General features: G+C 62.8%; 14 protein-coding genes. 7 read left to right on the top strand and 7 right to left on the bottom strand.

Features of this window, described 5'->3' with window-relative positions; genetic code table 11:
* Positions 1 to 1,371, bottom strand: a complete 1,371-nt coding sequence (locus BM416_RS19270) for a GntT/GntP/DsdX family permease (protein WP_092489073.1) — start codon at positions 1,369 to 1,371, stop codon at positions 1 to 3.
* Positions 1,372 to 1,556: 185 nt separating this feature from the next.
* Here BM416_RS19270 and BM416_RS19265 point away from each other — a divergent pair, with 185 nt between their 5' ends.
* From BM416_RS19265 to BM416_RS19255, 3 genes are read left to right on the top strand one after another with little or no spacing between them, the layout of a single operon-like run.
* Positions 1,557 to 2,777: a TolC family protein gene (locus BM416_RS19265; RefSeq protein WP_092489072.1), complete on the top strand. Its 1,221-nt coding sequence runs from the start codon at positions 1,557 to 1,559 to the stop codon at positions 2,775 to 2,777.
* An 18-nt stretch (positions 2,778 to 2,795) separates the two neighbouring features.
* Complete coding sequence (locus BM416_RS19260; RefSeq protein WP_092489071.1) at positions 2,796 to 3,902, top strand: efflux RND transporter periplasmic adaptor subunit; 1,107 nt, start codon at positions 2,796 to 2,798, stop codon at positions 3,900 to 3,902.
* An 18-nt stretch (positions 3,903 to 3,920) separates the two neighbouring features.
* Positions 3,921 to 7,064: a CusA/CzcA family heavy metal efflux RND transporter gene (locus BM416_RS19255; RefSeq protein ID WP_092489070.1), complete on the top strand. Its 3,144-nt coding sequence runs from the start codon at positions 3,921 to 3,923 to the stop codon at positions 7,062 to 7,064.
* A 115-nt stretch (positions 7,065 to 7,179) separates the two neighbouring features.
* On the opposite strand, the gene BM416_RS19250 is transcribed toward BM416_RS19255, so the two are convergent.
* The 3 genes from BM416_RS19250 to BM416_RS19240 form a co-directional block, all read right to left on the bottom strand.
* The gene (locus tag BM416_RS19250; protein WP_092489069.1) at positions 7,180 to 8,583 is read right to left on the bottom strand and encodes a heavy metal sensor histidine kinase; all 1,404 of its coding nucleotides are present in this window, start codon (positions 8,581 to 8,583) and stop codon (positions 7,180 to 7,182) included.
* The gene (locus BM416_RS19245) at positions 8,580 to 9,254 is read right to left on the bottom strand and encodes a heavy metal response regulator transcription factor (RefSeq protein ID WP_027606942.1); all 675 of its coding nucleotides are present in this window, start codon (positions 9,252 to 9,254) and stop codon (positions 8,580 to 8,582) included. Before BM416_RS19245 ends, BM416_RS19250 begins: the two co-directional genes overlap by 4 nt.
* 339 nt (positions 9,255 to 9,593) lie before the next feature.
* Positions 9,594 to 10,913 carry an OprD family porin gene (locus tag BM416_RS19240; protein WP_092489068.1) on the bottom strand — a complete coding sequence of 440 codons (1,320 nt, stop codon included), beginning with the start codon at positions 10,911 to 10,913 and terminating at the stop codon, positions 9,594 to 9,596.
* 225 nt (positions 10,914 to 11,138) lie between these two features.
* Between BM416_RS19240 and BM416_RS19235 the strand changes: the two genes are divergently transcribed.
* Together BM416_RS19235 and BM416_RS19230 are read left to right on the top strand one after the other, a co-directional pair.
* Complete coding sequence (locus tag BM416_RS19235) at positions 11,139 to 11,471, top strand: DUF2790 domain-containing protein (RefSeq protein WP_092489067.1); 333 nt, start codon at positions 11,139 to 11,141, stop codon at positions 11,469 to 11,471.
* A gap of 110 nt (positions 11,472 to 11,581) precedes the next feature.
* Positions 11,582 to 12,157: a flavin reductase family protein gene (locus tag BM416_RS19230; RefSeq protein WP_092489066.1), complete on the top strand. Its 576-nt coding sequence runs from the start codon at positions 11,582 to 11,584 to the stop codon at positions 12,155 to 12,157.
* 6 nt (positions 12,158 to 12,163) lie between these two features.
* On the opposite strand, the gene BM416_RS19225 is transcribed toward BM416_RS19230, so the two are convergent.
* Entirely contained in the window at positions 12,164 to 12,973 is an 810-nt protein-coding gene (locus BM416_RS19225; protein ID WP_092489065.1) for an AraC family transcriptional regulator, read from the bottom strand.
* A 137-nt stretch (positions 12,974 to 13,110) separates the two neighbouring features.
* Here BM416_RS19225 and BM416_RS19220 point away from each other — a divergent pair, with 137 nt between their 5' ends.
* Together BM416_RS19220 and ddlA are read left to right on the top strand one after the other, a co-directional pair.
* Complete coding sequence (locus BM416_RS19220; protein ID WP_092489064.1) at positions 13,111 to 13,749, top strand: LysE family transporter; 639 nt, start codon at positions 13,111 to 13,113, stop codon at positions 13,747 to 13,749.
* Positions 13,750 to 13,793: 44 nt separating this feature from the next.
* Entirely contained in the window at positions 13,794 to 14,888 is a 1,095-nt protein-coding gene (gene ddlA / locus BM416_RS19215) for a D-alanine--D-alanine ligase (protein WP_092489063.1), read from the top strand.
* Positions 14,889 to 15,014: 126 nt separating this feature from the next.
* Here the strand turns inward: ddlA and pgeF are convergent, their stop codons facing one another.
* Together pgeF and ggt are read right to left on the bottom strand one after the other, a co-directional pair.
* Positions 15,015 to 15,737, bottom strand: coding sequence for a peptidoglycan editing factor PgeF (pgeF, locus tag BM416_RS19210; RefSeq protein WP_092489062.1), 723 nt, complete (start codon positions 15,735 to 15,737; stop codon positions 15,015 to 15,017).
* A 23-nt stretch (positions 15,738 to 15,760) separates the two neighbouring features.
* Entirely contained in the window at positions 15,761 to 17,590 is a 1,830-nt protein-coding gene (gene ggt / locus BM416_RS19205; protein ID WP_092489061.1) for a gamma-glutamyltransferase, read from the bottom strand.
* Positions 17,591 to 17,601: the final 11 nt, after the last annotated feature.

Raw genomic sequence — 17,601 nt, 5'->3', positions numbered from 1 at the left:
TCAGGTCAAGAAGTGCCACAGCACCAGCGTACCTACCAACCCGACCACCGAAACAATCGTCTGCAACACCGACCACACCCAAATCGTCTGCTTCAGCTGCAAGCCAAAGTACTCGCGCACCATCCAGAACCCCGCATCGTTGACGTGGCAGAAGAACACCGAGCCGGCGCCGATCGCCAGTGCCACCAGTGAGCTTTGTGTCGCCGCCAACCCGGCCATCATCGGTGCGAGGATGCCGGCGGTCGTGGTGGTGGCGACCGTGGCCGAGCCGGTGGCCTGGCGAAGGGCCACGGCGATCAACCAGGCCAGCAGCAGGTACGGCATGTGCGCGCCTTCGGCGACTTTGCTGATGGTTTGGCTGACGCCGGCATCCAGCAAGGTTTGCTTGAGGCCGCCGCCGGCGCCGATGGTCAGCAGCAATACGGCGATGGGGGCAAGGGCCTTGCGCAGGGTGTTGCCGACCTCAGCGCGCGGCATCCCGGCGGCCCAGCCCAGGCAGATCACGGCGGCGATCACTGCCAGGCCCAGGGCGATCAGCGGTTCGCCGAGGAATTTCAGGGTCAGGCCCACGCTGCTTTCCGCTGGCAGCGCGACTTTGGCCAAGGTGCTGCCGAGCATCAGAATCACCGGCAACAGAATGATCAGCAATGACACGCCAAAGCTCGGCTGGCGCGGGGCCTTGGGTGGGGCGCTGAACAACGCGCCGATGTCGGCCGGCTCATCCACATGCAGGCGCTTGGACAGCCAGTTGCCATAGAGCGGCCCGGCGAGGATCACCGCCGGCACCGCCAGGCAAAAGCCCAGCAACATGGTCAGGCCCAGGTCGGCGTGCAACGCGCCCACCGCAATCAGCGGCCCCGGGTGCGGTGGCATCAAGGCGTGCAGGGTGGTCATGCCCGCCAGCGCCGGGATGGCGATTTTCAACAGCGGCTGGTTCGAACGTTTGGCCATCACAAAGATGATTGGCACCATCATCACCAGGCCCACTTCGAAGAACAGCGGCAGGCCGATCACCATCGCCACCAGCGCCATCACCCATGGCAACGACTTGCCCTTGCCCAGCCCGAGCAGGGTGGTGGCGATGCGGTCGGCCGCGCCGGATTCCGCCATCAGCGCACCCAGCATCGAGCCCAGGGCAATGATGATCCCGGCCTCACCGAGGATCGCCCCGGCGCCCTTGCTGAAGGCCTTGGCCACCTCTTCCGCTGGCAGTCCGGCGCCGACCCCGGCGATAAAGGTGCCGATCAGGATCGACAGGAACGGCGGCAACTTGGTCGCGCTGATCAGCACGATGATGCTGGCGATGGCCAGCAGTACGCAGAGCATGAGGCGGGTGTCGTGAACCATCCACGCGGCAGTCGATAGCGCCAAGGCGAGACTCCTTATCGAACAGGTTGGGAAAATTGTTTCTTTTTGTTTCCTGCCCCAAAAGCATACCTGATAACACCCGCCCCAGAGCCATTGCTGTCGGATTTGTAATCTTTGCTCCACCGCCCTGATAAGTCGCGCCCGCTACATTTTCCCGGCTTTTACTTTATGGGCGTGGAACTCTCGTTATGGCAATTTCCGTTAGAAAGCTACTGGGGGCGACGCTGTTGTGGGGAGCTGCCAGCATTGCCCAGGCGCAAACCCTCACCCTCGACGCGGCCCTGCAAACTGCCTTCGCCAACAACCCTGACCTGGCGGCTGCGCAATGGGACATCGAGATCGCCGCGGGCGGTCGCCAGCAGGCCGGGCTGATCCCCAATCCGGTGGCGTCCTGGGATGCCGAAGACACACGTCGCGATACGCGCACCACCACCCTCAAGCTCAGCCAAACCCTGGAACTGGGTGGCAAGCGCGGTGCCCGCATTGACGTGGCGACGCGTGCCCAGGACGCCGCCGCACTGGCCTTGGAACAGCGCCGCAACACGTTGCGAGCCGAGGTGATCGACGGCTATTACGGTGCCCTGCGTGCCCAGGAACGTCTCGACCTGGCGCAACGCTCCCTGGCGTTGGCCGAGCGCGGCCTGGTGGTCGCCAACGGCCGCGTGACTGCTGGCAAATCCTCACCGGTGGAAGCCACGCGGGCCCAGGTGCAGTTGTCGGAGATCCGCCTCGAATTCAACCGCGCGCAAATGGGCCTCACCGACGCCTATCGCCGCCTGGCCGCCAGTACCGGCAGCGCGGCGACCGACTTCCAGGCCGTCGCCACGCCAAGCCACTCCACACCGCCGTTGCCGTCCGCCACGCACCTGTTGGCTCGCCTTGAACAGACCGCCGAACTGCGTCTGGCCGAACTGCAGATTGTGCAGAACGAAGCCAGCGTGGGTCTGGAAAAAGCCCAGCGTATTCCCGACCTGGATGTGTCCATTGGCAGTCAGTACGACGCCAGTGTGCGCGAGCGGGTGAACCTGGTCGGCGTATCGATGCCGATTCCGTTGTTCAACCGCAACCAGGGCAACGTACTTGCCGCCACGCGCCGTGCCGATCAGGCTCGCGACCAGCGCAACGCTGCTGAATTGCGTTTGCGCACCGAAACCCGCCAGGCCCTGGACCTGTGGCAAACCGCGAACAGCGAAGTCCGCGCATTCAACCAGCAGATCCTGCCCGCCGCCCAAAGCGCGGTGGACAGCGCCACCCGCGGCTTCGAGATGGGCAAGTTCAGCTTCCTCGACGTGCTCGACGCCCAGCGCACCCTGATCGCGGCGCGCACCCAATACCTTGCGGCCACCGCCCAGGCCACCGATGCCTGGCTGCGCATCGAACGGATTTACGGCGACCTCGCCCGGTTTTGATTTTTTCTGGAGTGCCTTATGAACAAACGACACGGCGTGGCGCTTGCCGTCGCCTTGGGCCTGATGCTGTCCGGCGTGGCCAACGCCGAGGAAGAAGAAGGCACGCTCGAGCTGACTGAACAACAAATCCAGGCCGCCGGCATCGAGCTCGCCGAGGCCCGACCCCGGTCGATCAGCACATTGCTGACGCTGCCGGGGGAGGTGCGTTTCGACGAAGACCGCACCTCGCATATCGTCCCGCGCGCGGCCGGTGTGGTGGAGTCGGTGAAGGTCAATCTTGGCCAGGCGGTGAAGAAGGGCGAGTTGCTCGCGGTGATCTCCAGCCAGCAGATTTCCGACCAGCGCAGTGAACTGGCTGCCAGCGAGCGTCGGGTTGAACTGGCGCGTATCACCTTCCAGCGTGAACGCCAGTTGTGGCAGGACAAAATCTCCGCCGAGCAGGATTACCTGCTGGCGCGCCAAACCCTGCAAGAAGCCGAAATCGCGCTGAACAATGCGCGCCAAAAAATGACCGCGCTCAGCGGCAACACCGTGCTGGCCGGCGGCAATCGTTACGAACTGCGTGCGCCGTTCGCAGGCGTGGTGGTGGAAAAGCACCTCGGTGTCGGCGAGGTGGTGAGCGAGACCAGCAACGCCTTCACGCTGTCTGACCTGTCCCAGGTGTGGGTCACCTTCGGCGTATTTCCCAAGGATTTGAACAAGGTCCGGCTCGGCAAACCGGTGAAAGTCAGCTCCACGGAAATGGGCACCGATGTGCTGGGCACCGTGGCCTATGTCGGCAATTTGCTCGGCGAGCAAACACGTACCGCCACCGTGCGTGTGACGGTGCCCAATCCCGACGACGCCTGGCGCCCAGGACTGTTCGTCACCGTGCAATTGGCCACCGACACCTACCAGGCCAAGGTCACCGTGCCGCAAACGGCGATCCAGACCGTCGAGGAAAAACCCTCGGTCTTCGTACGCACCCCTGACGGTTTTATCACCCGCCACCTCGAGCTTGGCGCCAGTGAAAACGGCTACGTCGAAGTGCGCCAGGGCCTGGAGGCCGGTGCTCAGGTGGCCACCACCGGCAGCTTCATCCTCAAGTCCGAATTGGGCAAGGGCTCGGCCGAGCACGCCCATTGATCCTGCGAGTGATTTCCCATGTTTGAGCGCCTTATCCAATTCGCCATCGAGCAGCGCATCATTGTGCTGCTGGCGGTGCTGTTGATGGCCGGTGTCGGCATTGCCAGCTATCAGAAACTGCCCATCGACGCGGTGCCCGACATCACCAATGTGCAGGTGCAGATCAACTCGGCGGCGGCCGGTTTTTCGCCGCTGGAGACCGAGCAGCGCATTACCTTTCCCATCGAAACCGCGATGGCCGGCTTGCCGGGGCTGCAGCAGACCCGTTCGCTGTCACGCTCCGGCTTGTCCCAGGTGACGGTGATCTTCAAGGACGGCACCGACCTGTTCTTCGCCCGCCAGTTGGTCAACGAGCGCCTGCAGGTTGCCCGCGAGCAATTGCCTGTGGGGATTGAAACCGCGATGGGGCCGATTTCCACCGGCCTCGGGGAAATTTTCCTGTGGACCGTGGAGGCCGAGGAGGGCGCACGCAAGGACGACGGCACGCCCTACACGCCGACCGACCTGCGGGTGATCCAGGACTGGATCATCAAGCCGCAACTGCGCAACGTGCCCGGTGTGGCCGAGATCAACACCATCGGCGGCTTCGCCAAGGAATACCAGATCGCCCCCGACCCCAAGCGCCTGGCGGCCTACAACCTGACCTTGAACGATCTGGTCACGGCGCTGGAACGCAACAACGCCAACGTCGGCGCCGGCTACATCGAGCGCAGCGGCGAGCAATTGTTGATCCGCGCGCCGGGGCAGGTGGCGTCCATCGACGACATCGCCAATATCGTCATCACCATGTCCGACGGCACACCGATCCGCGTGCGCAATGTCGCCCAGGTCGAGATCGGCCGTGAGCTGCGTACCGGTGCCGCCACGGAAAACGGCCGCGAAGTGGTGCTGGGCACGGTGTTCATGTTGATCGGAGAAAACAGCCGCACCGTGTCCCAGGCGGTGGCTTCCAGGCTCGAACAAATCAACCGCTCGCTGCCCGAAGGCGTGGTGGCGGTGACCGTCTACGACCGCACCAATCTCGTCGAAAAAGCCATTGCCACCGTGAAGAAAAATCTCTTCGAGGGTGCGCTGCTGGTGGTCGCGGTGCTGTTCCTGTTCCTCGGCAATATCCGCGCGGCGCTGATCACCGCGATGGTGATTCCCCTGGCGATGTTGTTCACCTTTACCGGCATGTTCACCCACAAAGTCAGCGCCAACCTGATGAGCCTCGGCGCGCTGGACTTCGGCATTATCGTCGACGGCGCGGTGGTGATCGTCGAGAACGCCATCCGCCGCCTGGCCCATGCGCAGCAGCGCCATGGGCGCCTGCTGACCCGCAGCGAGCGCCTGCACGAGGTGTTCGCGGCGGCCAAGGAAGCGCGGCGTGCGCTGATCTTCGGGCAACTGATCATCATGGTCGTGTACCTGCCGATCTTCGCCCTCACCGGGGTGGCCGGGAAGATGTTCCACCCCATGGCGTTTACCGTGGTAATCGCGTTGTTGGGGGCGATGATTTTGTCGGTGACCTTCGTGCCCGCGGCGATTGCGCTGTTCGTGACCGGCAAGGTCAAGGAAGAAGAAAACCTGGTGATGCGTACCGCGCGACGGGCCTATGGGCCGGTGCTGGATTGGGTGATGGCGCGCCGGCCACTGGTGTTCGGCTTGGCCGTGCTGACCATTGTTGCGTCGGGCGTGGTGGCCAGCCGCATGGGCAGTGAGTTTATTCCCAGCCTCAGCGAGGGCGACTTCGCCCAACAGGCCCTGCGCGTGCCCGGCACCAGCCTGACGCAATCGGTGCAGATGCAGCAGCAACTGGAAAAAACCTTGATGGCCCAGGTGCCGGAAATCGAACGGGTCTTCGCCCGTACCGGTACGGCGGAAATCGCCTCCGACCCGATGCCGCCGAATATTTCCGACAGCTACGTGATGCTTAAACCGAAGGCGCAATGGCCGGACCCGAACAAATCCCGCGAAAGCCTGATCGCCGATATCCAGCGCGCCAGTGCGATTGTGCCGGGCAGTGCGTACGAGTTGTCGCAACCGATCCAGCTGCGTTTCAACGAGCTGATTTCCGGGGTGCGCAGTGATGTGGCGGTGAAGGTATTCGGCGACGACATGGCGGTGCTCAACACCACCGCCGCAGACATTGCCGAGACCTTGCAAGGCCTCGATGGCGCTTCGGAAGTGAAGGTCGAACAGACGTCCGGTCTGCCGGTGCTGACCATCAATATCGACCGTGACAAAGCCGCGCGCTTTGGCCTGAATGTCGGCGATGTGCAGGACACCATTGCCGTCGCCGTCGGTGGGCGCCAGGCCGGTACGCTGTATGAAGGTGACCGGCGTTTCGACATGGTCGTGCGCTTGTCCGACGCGCTGCGTACTGATATCGACGGCTTGTCGCGGCTGTTGATTCCAGTGCCGGCGCTGGCCGGGAATGCGGCGGGGCAGTTGGGGTTCATTGCGTTGTCCCAGGTCGCCAGCCTGGACCTGGTGCTCGGCCCGAACCAGATCAGCCGCGAGAACGGCAAGCGCCTGGTGATCGTCAGTGCCAACGTGCGCGGGCGGGATATGGGGTCGTTCGTGGAAGAGGCCGAGGCGGCGATCACGGCGCAGGTGAAAGTGCCCGCGGGTTACTGGACCACCTGGGGCGGCCAGTTCGAACAGTTGAAGGAGGCTGCCGAGCGTTTGCAGATCGTGGTGCCGGTGGCGTTGCTGCTGGTGTTCGGGTTGCTGTTCATGATGTTCAACAACCTCAAGGACGGGTTGCTGGTGTTTACCGGGATTCCGTTCGCGTTGACCGGCGGGATCATGGCGCTGTGGTTGCGCGATATTCCACTGTCGATCTCGGCAGGCGTAGGCTTTATCGCCTTGTCCGGCGTGGCGGTGCTCAACGGCCTGGTGATGATTGCCTTCATCCGCAACCTGCGCGAGGAAGGGCGTTCGCTGTCGGTGGCTATCCACGAGGGCGCGCTGACCCGCCTGCGCCCGGTATTGATGACCGCGCTGGTGGCCTCCCTGGGGTTTATCCCCATGGCCCTGGCCACCGGCACCGGCGCCGAAGTGCAACGTCCGTTGGCGACGGTGGTGATCGGCGGGATCATTTCTTCTACCTTGCTGACCTTGCTGGTGCTGCCGGCGTTGTACCAGTGGGCCCATCGCCGTGAAGAGGAGGCTGCCTGAGTTCTTTAAAAGCACCGCAAAACAATGTGGGAGGGGGCTTGCCCCCGATGGCGGTGGGTCCGTTGATACATGTGTCAGCTGACACACTGCTATCGGGGGCAAGCCCCCTCCCACCCTAGACCTGCGCTGTTTTCAGGTGCAGGGGAAACACCAGGCTGAACCGTGTAAACCGGCCTGGCTGGCTGCTGACGTCGGCGTGCCCCTGATGCAGCTGCATGATCGACTGCACAATGGCCAGCCCCAGCCCCGTGCCACCTTCGGCGCGGGTACGGCTGCTGTCGGCGCGGTAGAAACGTTCGAACAGATGCGGCAGGTGGTGGGCTTCGATGCCACGCCCGGGGTTGCCCACCGACAACGCCACGCTCTGGTCGTAGGTCTCCACCAGCAGCAGCACGCTGGAGCCTTCGGGCGTATGGCGGATGGCATTGGACAGCAGGTTGGAAATCGCCCGCTGGATCATCAGGCGATCGCCCGTCACCCAGGCGTCGCCGCGCAGGCTGAGGGTCACGTGTTTATCTTCGGCGCTGAGGGCGAACAGCGCCATCACCCGTTGTGCTTCTTCGCCCAGTGACACCGGGCCAAACCCGGCTCGCGCCGCCGGATGGCTGACCTGGGCCAGGAACAGCATGTCGGAGACGATGCGCGACAGGCGTTCCATTTCCTCGGTGCAGGATTCCAGCCCCGCCTTGTACTCCTCCGAGGGCCGTTCGCGGGACAGGGTCACCTGGGCCTTGCCCATCAGGTTGGTCAGCGGCGCGCGCAGTTCGTGGGCGAGGTCGTCGGAGAACTGCGACAGCTGCTGCACACCGGCGTCCAGGCGACGCAGCATTACGTTGATGCTTTGCGCCAACTCGCCCAGCTCCTGGGGCAGGTTGTCGATGGACAAACGGTGGGTCAGGTCCTGGGTCGTTACCTGGGCCGCGACATGGCTGAACTGCTTCAACGGTGCCAACCCACGCTGCACCAGCCACCAGGCGCCCATGCCGATCAAGACCAGCAGCATCGGCAGGGCGATGAGGGTAGCGCGCAGGTAGGCACTCAGCAGGGCCTGGTCATCCCTGCGGTCCAGCGACAGCAACACCCGTACGCGCTCGCCGCTGGCCAGGCGCATCAGGCTGGAGGCACTGAGTACCTGGTTGCCGTCCTGGTCTTGCCAGTTGAGGTAACCGAGGGTTTCCCGGGGGGAGAAGTCGGTCAGCAACGGTTCCTGGGGTTTGGCACCGACACTGAGCAGCACCGCGTTATCGGGTGCGGTGCCGACGATGGTCAGGTAGAAATTGTCGTGGCCCATCACCAGGTCCAGCAACGAGTGGGGGCGGGCTTTGATTGCGTGGGTGTCCAGGCCCAGCGCGAGGCTGTGCTGGAGCTGTTCCATCTTGCTTTCCAGGCCTTTGCGCGCGAGCTTTTCCAGCTCATGGGTCAAGGCCAGGTAGGCCAGGGTCGCCAGCAGCACCACCAGCCCGGCGCCCATGAGGCTGACCGTCAGTCCCAGGCGCATCGACAGGCTGCTGGTCCTCATTGGCGCGCCTCCAGCACATAACCCACGCCGCGAATGGTGTGGATCAGCTTGACCTCGCTCTGGTCATCGACCTTGCCCCGCAGGCGGCTGATGGAGACCTCGACCACGTTGGTGTCGCAGTCGAAATTCATGTCCCACACCAGCGAGATGATCTGCGTGCGGGTCATCACCTCGCCGGCCTGGCGCATCAACACATGCAGCAGGGCGAACTCCTTGGTGGTCAGGTCGATGCGCCGGCTGCCGCGATAGGCGCGATGGCGGCGCGGGTCCAGCTCCAGGTCCGCGACGCGCAGCACATCCGGCAGCGGGATATGTTCGCTGCGGCGCAGCAAGGTGCGTACACGGGCCAGCAGTTCGGGGAACTCGAAGGGTTTGACCAGGTAATCGTCGGCGCCCATGTCCAGGCCCTTGATCTTGTCGGCCAGGCGGCCACGCGCGGTCAGCATCATCACGCGCTGGTTGCCGTCCCGGCGCAGTTGTTCCAGTACTTCCCAGCCGTCGGTGTTGGGCAGGTTCACGTCGAGGATCACCAGTTCGTAGGTGTGCTGCCGGGCCAGGTGCAGGCCGTCGATGCCGCTGGCGGCGCAATCGACGACGTAGCCACTTTCGGTCAGGCCTTGCTGCAAGTAATCGGCGGTTTTCTGCTCGTCCTCAACCACAAGGATACGCATGGGGATTTACCTTCAAGGAAAACGAAAGGAGATGGCCTCATAGAGGCTTGAATAGGCTGTAGGAAAACTCTGAAGCCTGAAGTAGCTTTAGGGTCAAGCCGTGTCAGGCCGGTGCGACGATTCGTCACTGGCCGGGCACGCAAAAAAAACGCCCCGGCTGGGGCGTATAAAATTCATCTCTGTTCCAAAGGAGCTACACAAAAGCCGCAGAGATGAGAGGTGTTCGATGCGCAGTATAAAAAGTGCAACTTAACGAGAAGGTGAGGCCGATATTACAGTTCTGACAGACTTCAACCTGTGAAGAGGTGTAGGGCATCGGCAAGTGAATGTAAGCGCGTCTTAAAGAATCGCCAGTGGGTATTCGACAATGACGCGGACTTCTTCAAGGTCGGACTCGAATGAACTCGAGCGCACGGTGGCCTGGCGCAGTCGCAGCGATAAATCTTTCAAGTTGCCGCTTTGCACCACGTACTTGGCTTCGATATCCCGCTCCCAGCGGCGTTGGTCGGTGAGCGGGTCGCCGGCGGCATCGCGGCGCATATACACCGCGTTGGCGTTGCTGTAGTCGGCGCCGGTACCCTTGCCGTAGCGGGTCATGAACGACAGGCCGGGAATGCCGAATGGCTGCATGTCCAGGTCGTAGCGCAGCATCCACGAGCGCTCCTTGGGCGAGTTGAAGTCGCTGTACTGGATCGAGTTGTTGAGGAAGATCGAGTCCGACTGACGCAGGTAATCGAAGTCGTCATCGCCGTTGTTGCGCTGGTGCGACACGGCCAGGCTGTGGGCGCCCACCTTCACGCCGAGCCGGGCGCTCCAGATGCTGTTATCGAATTCACCCAGCAGCTTTTTGCCTTCGTCCACGGCCTTGTAGTAGTTGATGTCGCCGAACAGCGAGACGTCTTCGTTCAGCGGGTAACTGGCGGCGCTGCCGACGTAGTACTGGTCCCAGGCGTCCTTCAGGCGGCTGCTGTACAGGCTCAGGCTCAGGTGTTTGTTCACGGTGTAGTCGCCGCCGAAGTAGCCGATCCAAGGTGAATCGACCGGGCCGGCGTAAAACGTTGCGAACCCTTTGTTCATGCCGCTTTCGTTGGGTTGGCTCATGCCGCTCAAACGCCCGCCCTGCAAGGTCAGGCCTTCCAGGCTGGTGTTCTGCAGGGTCACGCCACGGAAGCTTTCCGGCAACACCCGCGAATCGCCGTAGGCCACCACGGGGGTCAGCGGGAACACGTCGCCGGCCTTGATCACCGTGTCCAATACCCGCAGTTTCGCCGCGCCGCCGACCTTGCTGTAGTTGTCTTCGGGATGGTTGTTGCTGTCCACCGGCAGCACACCGAACGAGCCCTTGCCGCCGCTGCGGCCGGTGCCCGAGTCGAGTTTCACGCCGACCATGGCGAAGGCGTCCAGGCCAAACCCCACGGTGCCCTGGGTAAAGCCGGATTCGAATTTACCGATCAGTCCCTGGGCCCAGGCTTCGGAGTAGCCGTTACCGGTGGGGCTGGACTGGCCCTTGCGGTCATCGCGGTTGAAGTAAAAATTGCGCGCCAGCACGTTTACGCTGCTGCCTTCGATAAACCCTTCAGGTTTGTCTTCCGCGGCCACGGCTGCCAGGGGCAATGTGGCGATCAGTGAAAGGGGAAGGGTGTAGTAACGGATCCACATGTTTCGCTCCTCGGTGTTGGCAGTTATCAGCTTCTTATGGAGGCGGGCGTTCTTATTGATCGGGCCCGGGCTGATAGTTGCAAACCGTGGATAACGATTGGGTGGCGTGAACATTACAATTCTGGAAGCTCGTCGCCACCTAACAAATAAGTAATGTTCTGGTGAACATCGCGTCAGGGTTGGTTCGTTAGTCTCGGTACTGAACTTTCAGTCGAGGAACAGGTGATGAACTTTTATAAAACCGCTCTGGGTGTATTAACGGCCGTCCTGTCTTTCGGTGCATTAGCCGAAGGCGGCGGTGATCGCACCTTTGCCCTGATGATGGAGCGCAATGAAAAGGCCATGGCCGATTACGCCGTGAGAAACGGCAAGCCGGTGCCCCAAGTGCAGGCGTATCGCTATGGGATGAAGCTGGACATTGCCAAGGTGGTCAACGTGACGCCGCCGATCCGCGCGTGCAATACCGTGCCTTCGCGCATGACCTATGAAGACTCCAGCGGCAAGCTCACTACGCTGGAGTATCAAGTCATGGGCGTGTGCCGGAATAACGGCAGTTAGATTTGTTGGCGCTCAACGCCTAGGACAATTCGCTAACCAACTGTCGAGCTGATCCATAGGGCTGACGCTTGGGGTATCGTAGGTTTTTTCGTTTGAAGAGCCGATCCTCCATGAGCCCTACTCACTGCCGCCCCGTTCCGCTGTCCAAGGCCTACCGTTTGCTCAATCACGGGCCAACCGTGCTGGTGAGTGCGGCCCACAACGGCCAGCGCAATATCATGGCCGCCGCCTGGGCTATGCCGCTTGATTTCGAACCGCCGAAGGTCGCTGTGGTGTTGGACAAGGCCACCTGGACTCGCCAATTGCTGGAAGGCGCCGGCAGCTTCGTGCTGCAGGTGCCCTGTGTGGCCCAGGTCGACCTCGTGCAGACGGTCGGCAATACCACCGGCACCGAGCGTGACAAGTTCGCCGCTTATGGCCTGCAAACCTTCAGCGGTGAACACACGGAGGCGCCGTTGCTGGAAGGCTGTGTAGCCTGGCTGGAATGCCGCTTGCTCCCCGAGCCCCACAACCAGCAGGCCTATGACCTGTTCCTCGGCGAAGTGGTTGCGGCCTATGCCGACGAGCGTGTGTTCAGCGAAGGCCGCTGGCACTTCGAAGGGCATGATCAATTACGCACCTTGCACCATGTGGCGGGTGGGCATTTCCTGAGCATCGGCGAGCCCATCGATGGGCATTCGCTATAAGCGTACTCAGCGCCCGAGCATCTTCACCCATCGCGACGGCGGCATACCGTAGGTGCTGCGAAATTGCCGGGTCATATGGCTCTGGTCGGTGAAGCCGGCGGTCAGCGCCGCGTCCACCAGCGACTGCCCCTGTGCCAGCAGACTGCGCACCAGGTCCAGCCGGCGCATCGTCAGGTAGCGGTAGGGGCTGGTGCCGAACAGCACGCGAAAATCCCGCGACAATGCCCAGCGATCGCGGCCGGCGTGGTCGGCCATTTCGTCCAGGGTGATGCTGCGGCCCAGGGCGCTGTGGATAAACTCCCGGGCGCGCTCGGCGGCGACGTAATCGAACGCCTTGCGGCTGACGATGGCGCCCGCGGCGTTGCTCAGCGCGTGGGCCAGGTCGAACATCGCATCCTGTTCCTGCAACGGATCGATGGGGTTATCCAGGTTTTGCAGCAGCACATCGCTGGCGCGGAACAGCCTGGGGTCAGTGGACAAGCCGCCGGGGATAAACGGCAACGGCTTGCCGCCAAGGATCTGCTGGATCAGCGACGGCTCTACGTAAATCATTCGGTACTTGAAACCCTCGTCACTGCCGGCGTGACCGTCATGGGTCTCATCGGGGTGAAGCACCATGGTGGTGCCAGGCAGACTGTGGATCATGTCGCCGCGATAGTGAAAACTCTGCACGCCAGACAAGGTACGCCCGATGGCATAAGTGTCATGGCGATGGGGGTCGAAGGCGAAGCCGGCGAAGTACGCCTCGATACGGTCCAGGCCGCTGGCATGGGGGGCACGGTGCAGCCAGTCGAAGTTGGGGGTTGGTTTGCCCATGGTGGCTTGTCACAAAAAGAGGTGGAAACACGTTAACCCAGTCTGCATCCCTTGTCTGCCGGGGTCTTGTACGATTGTGCAGGTGGCGGGCGAGGTCTATGCTCCTTGCTCGTGCCCTGCGCTGATGGAACCGCCCAATGGAATTTATCAACCCTGCCTACGTGGCTCCCCTGGTCTCGCTGGCCCTGCTGTGGACGGTGGCGGTGGTGACGCCGGGTCCCAACTTCTTCAACACGGCACAGTTGGCTGCCAGTTGTTCGCGCCGCCATGGCGTGGTGGCTTCGGCGGGCGTGGCCACCGGCACGATCATGTGGGGGCTGGCGGGTGGCCTGGGCATCAAGTCGCTGTTTACCGCTGCGCCCATGTTGTACCTGGCGTTCAAGATCATCGGCGGCTGCTACCTGATTTACCTGGGGCTGAAACTGTTCAAGCGCTCGGCGCCGGCGATGGGCCAGAGCCTGTTGCCGGATGTACCCCGGCGCTCGCTGTTTTCCGCCTGGCGCCTGGGGTTGCTGGGCAACCTGTCCAACCCCAAGGCCGCGTTGTTCGTCGCCACCATCTTCGCGTCCACCATGCCACTGTCGCCATCCCCCGCGCTGCTGGCCCTGGCGGTGATCACCATGGCCAGCTTGTCGTTCAGCTGGTATGCCTGCGTGGCGCTGGTGTTTTCCAGCGAGCGCATGGCCAACCTCTACAGTCGTTCGCGCAAGTGGCTCGACCGTTTTGCCGGCGGTTGCTACGTGCTGTTCGGCGCCCATCTGGTAGCGAATCGCTGACCGTCCGTGGTAAGAAGCCTTACTTTCAACAGTGAGGCCGGGTCATGAGCAAGGTGCGGGTAGGGATTATTTTTGGTGGCCGTTCGGCCGAGCACGAAGTCTCGTTGCAGTCGGCGCGCAATATTGTCGATGCACTCGACCGCACACGCTTCGAGCCGGTTTTGATCGGCATCGACAAGGCCGGCCACTGGCACCTCAACGACACCTCGAACTTCCTGATCAACCAGGAAAACCCGGCACTCATCGCCCTCAACCAATCCAACCGCGAACTGGCGGTGGTGCCCGGCAAGGCCAGCCAGCAGGTGGTGGAAACCTCCGGCAACGGCCTGCTGGCACACATCGACGTGATCTTCCCCATTGTCCACGGCACCCTTGGCGAAGACGGCTGCCTGCAAGGCCTGTTGCGCATGGCTGACCTGCCTTTCGTCGGCTCCGACGTGCTCGGCTCGGCGGTGTGTATGGACAAGGACATCAGCAAACGCCTGCTGCGCGATGCCGGCATTGCGGTGACACCGTTCATCACCCTGACCCGCAGCAACGCCGCGCGCACTTCCTTTGACGCGGCGGTGAATAAACTCGGCCTGCCGATGTTCGTCAAACCGGCCAACCAGGGTTCTTCGGTGGGCGTGAGCAAGGTTGGCAACGAGGTCGAGTACCACGCCGCCGTTGAACTGGCCCTGGGTTTTGATCAAAAGGTGCTGGTGGAATCGGCGGTCCAGGGCCGGGAAATTGAATGCGCCGTGCTGGGCAACGAAAACCCTGTCGCCAGCGGCTGTGGCGAGATCGTGGTGAACAGCGGCTTTTACTCCTACGACAGCAAATACATCGACGGCCAGGCGGCCCAGGTGGTAGTGCCGGCCGACATCAGCCATGAATCCAGTGAGCGGATCCGCCGCTTGGCCCTTGAGGCGTTTGAGGTGTTGGGGTGCGCAGGGTTGGCGCGGGTCGATGTGTTCCTGACCGACGATGGTGAAGTGCTGATCAACGAAATCAACTCACTGCCCGGCTTCACCCGCATCAGCATGTACCCCAAGTTGTGGCAGGCAGCGGGCATGAGCTACAGCGAGCTGGTGAGCCGGTTGATTGAGCTGGCGTTGGAGCGGCATGCGGGGCGGAAGGGGTTGAAGATCAGCCGTTGAACGGATGGGGTTAATACCTGTGGCGAGGGAGCTTGCTCCCGTTGGGCCGCGAAGCGGCCCCAAAAATGGGACTGCTGCGCAGTCCAACGGGAGCAAGCGCCCTCGACACAAGGGGGCGTAGCTTCGTCAGGAGCTGCGAGCAATCCACGAATAAATCAACGTCTTCGCTTCCTCCGGCTGATGCGTCCTTCTGCGGTAGCTGGCAAACGTCGGCGACGTACAGTAGGTGCAGACCTCGCTCACGTCGATCTGCTCACGCTTGACGCCCGCCGCTTGCAGCAGCAACAACCCATACCCGCTCAAGTCAAACCACGCACTGCCTGCTTGCCTTGCATGGGGCGGATTGATTTGCGGGGACCGCAGCGGTGCCGGTTGCACGAAGCGCCACGGTGCCTGGGCGTGTTGCCACAGGTGCCCTTGGTCACTCTGGAACTCGGCGATAAAGCCTTCGCTCACTTCATAACAGCACGGCTTGATCGAGGGGCCGATAGCCACTTGCAGCTGGTCGGCTGCAATCCCTTCGGCGGCAAAGCGCTGCATGACGTTGGCGATAATCCCGCGTTGCAACCCCTTCCAGCCGCCATGGACTGCGGCCACCCGTTCGCCCGTTATCGACGCGAACAGAATGGGCAGGCAATCGGCGGTGATCACCGCGATCGGGTGAGCGTGGTGCGTCAACACACCATCGGCCTCGATCGTATTGGCCACCTGGCCCGCCTGCCATTCAATCACCGAGGCGCTGTGCACTTGTTTGCAGATGAATACTTCATCCGGGCGCAGTGGGTCATCGATCGAACAGAAACCGTGGTTGATGCCAGGGATGGCAGCGAGATTTTCAGCCTGATGCAAGGGATCACCTCCGTTCAATAAAGTCAGTCGCCGAGCGCTTCGCCTTCGCGCCGAGGGTCCGCGCCGCCGCTGAGCGACACCTTACCCTGGGCGTCCCGCTTGAGCACGATGGCCTGGATGCCGCTGGTCATGTCGATCTCGCTCAGCTCATGGCCCTTGTCCTTCAACACCTGCTTCAGGCCTGGGCTGAACAACCCGGCCTCCAGCTCGGTTGCCCCATTGCGGCTGCCGAAGTTGGGCAGGCCGATGGCGGCTTGCGGGTCGAGGTTCCAGTCGAGCATCGCCACCAGGGATTTGCTCACGTACTCGATGATTTGCGAGCCGCCCGGCGAACCGAGCGTGGCCAGCAATTCACCGCTCTCGCGGTCGAACACCAGGGTCGGCGCCATGGCCGAGCGCGGGCGTTTGCCGGGTTGCACGCGGTTGGCGACTGGCTGGCCGTTTTCTTCGGGGATGAATGAGAAGTCGGTCATCTGGTTATTGAGCAGGAAGCCCTGGACCATCACATGGGAACCGAACGCGGCTTCCACCGTGGTGGTCATCGACACGGCGCCGCCCAGGTCATCTACGGCGACGACTTGTGACGTGGAGATGCGCAGCGGCGAACGGTCCGGCGCGTACGCGACTTGAATACCGGCCGGTCGGCCTGGCTTGGCGATGCCCATGCTGCGCTCGCCGATCAGTGTGGCACGCTGTGCCAGGTAGTTCGGGGCCACGAGGCCGGCCACCGGCACCGGTGTGAAGTCCGCATCGGCCACGTACAGCGCGCGGTCGGCAAAAGCCAGGCGACCGGCTTCGGCAATCAGGTGCACGGCCTCGGGCGTGGGCTCAAGCCCGGCAGGCGAGGCGTTCTTTATCGGTGTCATCGGCGCAATCGCCAGATGCGGGTCGCGGGCTTCCAGGGCCTGCAATGTGCCGAGCATCTGCGCGACCGCAATCCCACCTGAGGACGGCGGCGGCATGCCGCAGATTTTCCAGCGTTTGTAATCGGTGCACAGCGGCGCGCGTTCCTGGGCGGCGTAGCCCTTGAGGTCGGCTTGAGTCAGGCTGCCGGCATTGCGGTTGCCCTGTACCTTGCGCGCAATCTCATCGGCAATCGGCCCGTGGTACAAGGCGTCCGGTCCTTCCTTGGCAATGCGTTTGAACACAGCGGCCAGCGCCGGGTTTTTCAGCCGTGTACCGGCGGCTTTTGGCGTGCCATCGGCATTCAGAAAGTAGGCTGCCATCTCCGGCGATTGAGGGATAAAGCGGTCAGCGGCGATCAGGCTGTGCAAGCGCGGTGAAATCGCGAAGCCCTGCTCCGACAAACGAATCGCCGGTTCGAACAGCTTGGCCCATTGCAGGCGGCCGGTCTTCCTATGGGCCATTTCCAGGGCCCGCAGCACCCCGGGCGTGCCCACCGAACGCCCGCCGATCTGCGCGTCGGTGAAGGCCATCGGCGTGCCGTCGGCCTTCAGGAACAACCGCTCGGTCGCCCCGGCCGGAGCCGTTTCCCGGCCGTCATAGGCGTGCACGTTTTTTCCATCCCACAGCATGATGAACGCACCGCCGCCAATGCCGGAGGATTGTGGTTCCACCAGGGTCAACACCGCCTGCATCGCAATGGCAGCGTCAATCGCCGAGCCGCCCTGGCGCAACATTTCGCGTCCGGCCTCGGCCGCCAGCGGGTTGGCGGCGGCGGCCATATGGCGCTCGGCATGGCGGGTGCTGAGGTCGGTGCGATAGCCCGAGCCCAACTCCGGTGCCGGTGGCTGTTCGTTGACCGGGGTGTGACAGGCAGCCAGGGTCAGGGCTGCCGCCATGAGCGATAGGTGGCGACGGGAAATCGAAAACACGTGCTGAACTCCGTTCATTGTGCGAATGA

This window comes from Pseudomonas sp. NFACC42-2 (assembly GCF_900116055.1).
Taxonomy (GTDB): Bacteria; Pseudomonadota; Gammaproteobacteria; order Pseudomonadales; family Pseudomonadaceae; genus Aquipseudomonas; species Aquipseudomonas marginalis.
This window is presented reverse-complemented; position numbering and strand designations above follow the sequence as displayed.